The following is a 2170-nucleotide window of genomic DNA, read 5'->3' on the forward strand; positions in this document are numbered from 1 at the left end:
ACTGTCAACTGTCAACTGTCAACTGTCAACTGTCAACTGTCAACTGTCAACTGTTTACTGTCGGGTGTATCGGTGCTTGACACCCATCGGGAAATACTCTGCATCGCCCATCGCAGTTAATGTCACCACAGGTAACTGATATTCGGGCGGCACGTAATTAGCAAATTCGCTGTTGAGGCGCCGCAATTGCGCGAGAATTGAAGATGCGATCGCCTGCTTCATCTCTTCATCCCCTTCCACCGCCGCTGCTAACTCCACAACCACCGATAAAAACCGATTTCGATCCGCATCTTCCTTGACTTGCAGCACGAACTTTCCCGTCACCCATTCGCTAATCGCGGCAGCTTCTAAACCTACGGTGACGTTTTCTGGGTAGATGTTAGCACCGAAATAGGACACGGTAAAGTGCGATCGGCCAAACACATAGACAAATGGCAGATTGCGAATTCCTCTAGGAAAACCGGCACTTTCCCCAGCCGCCACTTCCTGCAAATGTGCCAGGGGATTAAAGCCCCATTCTGCCAAAAAATCGAGCATTGCTTCGTAAGAAACTAAACCACCGTTATCGGAGATGTGATAGCGTATGAGCGGGATGCCGTTGTCGCCAGAAAATAGCAGCGTGCCGCCATCATTGACTTCAAAAAAGCGGCTTTTCGGATCGTACTGCACCAGAGTTGGCAACCGCGATTCTCCGAATAAATTGCGCGCTGCTTCCGGATGGTTGGCCAACCAGCGGCGGATGCAAATGCTCAACGGTGTCTCGTTGCCCAAAACGCCTGCATCGGCTGTACCGTAAAGGCTCGCAGAATTGTAATATATATTGTTAGCTGACTGTTGACTGCTGACTTGTTCGTCAGGGTTCTCAGAGCGATCGATACTGTTATAATTAGTGCGATCGCTCACCAAACTCCGCCATTCTTCGCTAAAAACTTCCCCCGCAAACACCATCTTAATTCGATATTTTTGCCACTCCACACCCGCAGCAATCCCGCTATCGATCGCATCTTTGATAAACGGCGGATATCCCAACAATACTACTTGGTCGAAATGCTCCCCAAGTTCTCGAACTACTCGAAATATTTCAGTCTTGTTATTCCCGGGCGTCACCACCGTAACCGGATAACCCTTACTCGCTAGATAGCGGCAGCAATTCGCCGTGTACATTCCGCCTACCCAAGTCCCCAAGGCAAAGCAAATCACAGCTAAAGTGCGCCTGGTGTCGGCGAAAAAACTGTCGTGAAATATTTGTTCAAAGCGATCGGCAATTTGCAACTCGTCGCCGATAAAACGCGGCCAAAATGTCGGGTTTCCCGTCGAACCCGATGAAACAGCAATGAAATCGCAAGTTTCTAATTTGCCCTCACGGCACAACTGAGGCAGCGGGTAACAGCGCAAATAATTCTCTTTGGTAATTAGCGGCAATTTTTGAAAGTCTTCAAAGGTTTGAATTGACTCGGGATTAATGTTGAGTGCAGCTAGGAAATTCTGGTAAGCTGGTACTGTGGCAGCGACGTTGTGAAAAAGTGCGTGAAGCGCAGCTATCCCGCAGGGAATCGCGGCGGATTCTGGATCTAGGCTCTGCTGCTGTTGCAATCGTTCCTCAAGCGGGACGTTCAAAAACTCTTCAAATGCCCCAATTGCTCGCTGACGCGGTTCTGGCTGCATGATAGGCTCCTTTGACAGTTGACAGTTGACAGTTGACAGTTGACAGTTGACTTGTCCGTAAGGGTTCTCAGAGTTATCAGCAATATTGTCATTAATACTGTTATAATTAGTGCGCTCGCTCACCAAACTCCGGCATTCTTCGCTAAACACTTCCCCCGCAAACACCATCTTAATTTGATATTTGTGCCACTCGACACCCCCAGCAATGCCACTATCAATAACATCCTTGATAAACGGCGGATATCCCAACAATACTACTTGGTCGAAATGCTTCCCAAGTTCCTGGACAACTCGAAATATTTCAGTCTTGTTATTCCCCGGCGTCGGGCCGGTCCAGAAAGGGTGGGCGGGCCCGACACCCCACAAACTTGTGTAAATTATTTAATTCGCGATCGTTAATGGGAGAGGGGGAGAGGGGGAGATTGGGAGAGGATTTGATAAGTGGGAAATAGGGAACTTTAATATATCATTTAACTGCACAACGGCAGCTTACTAAAAATTTGAA

At 48.4% G+C, this 2170-nt stretch carries 1 protein-coding gene; it reads right to left on the minus strand.

Annotation, left to right across the window (positions count from 1 at the left end; genetic code table 11):
• Positions 1-54: 54 nt before the first annotated feature.
• Positions 55-2031, minus strand: coding sequence for a phenylacetate--CoA ligase family protein (locus tag QT974_RS26570; protein ID WP_333471405.1), 1977 nt, complete (start codon positions 2029-2031; stop codon positions 55-57).
• Between the last annotated feature and the right edge of the window lie 139 nt (positions 2032-2170).

It is taken from the genome of Microcoleus sp. BM001215392 (genome assembly GCF_036700185.1).
Taxonomy (GTDB): Bacteria; Cyanobacteriota; Cyanobacteriia; order Cyanobacteriales; family Microcoleaceae; genus Microcoleus.